The following is a 674-nucleotide window of genomic DNA, read 5'->3' as shown; positions in this document are numbered from 1 at the left end:
TCTTCCTTAGTAATCCAGCGACGTTTTCCCTGTTCGACAATGGACTGCTCTGAAAAACAGCGAATAAAAAGTTCATACTCAGAGACATCTTCGAATCCTGTTTTGGTGATATCATAAAGGGTTTCTGCATCTTTTAAAAACTGTTCCATACGCTCTTCCAGTGTAGAACTTCTTTCATGATAAAATACTTTGTTGAAATCATTCGGCTGTGCGTAATGCAAAAGTGTCTCTGGAAGCATTTCCGGCTTTACACTATGAATATATGTGACTAATCGGGATATGCAGGAGTAGATCAATTCACTTCGTGCAAGCATACGCATGTTTGAATTAATCATCAAGGAGTCCATTCGACGAATCTTGCCATCAAGCTCCATCATTTTGGCGATTTCTTTATTATAGTTTTGGATGGCAGCTTTGTATAAATCAACTCCGTGAGTTTGTTCATAATCATAACATCTACGGCGAAAACGGCTCAGTGTTTTATCACTCAGAGGCTGTTCAGTAAAGCTTGTAGTATGGAGTGCATACTGTAAACGTAAATCAAGCATAAGGCCTTCAACCAACTCATCGTCAGAGTAATCAAACAATTCTTTGATGATGCATGCTCCGATGATTACGTTAACAGGAGTGTTTGGCCGTGAAGCTTTATCACTATATAAAACAGCAAAAGGTTT

Annotated in this window: 1 protein-coding gene; it reads right to left on the bottom strand. The window is 38.7% G+C overall.

All coding sequences use genetic code 11. The features are described 5' to 3' along the window. A partial coding sequence (locus ACTNBF_RS16505; protein ID WP_441089708.1) for a transposase occupies window positions 1-674 on the bottom strand: 674 nt, incomplete at both ends.

Source organism: Bariatricus sp. HCP28S3_A4 (genome assembly GCF_052066395.1).
GTDB lineage: Bacteria > Bacillota > Clostridia > Lachnospirales > Lachnospiraceae > Allocoprococcus.
This window is presented reverse-complemented; position numbering and strand designations above follow the sequence as displayed.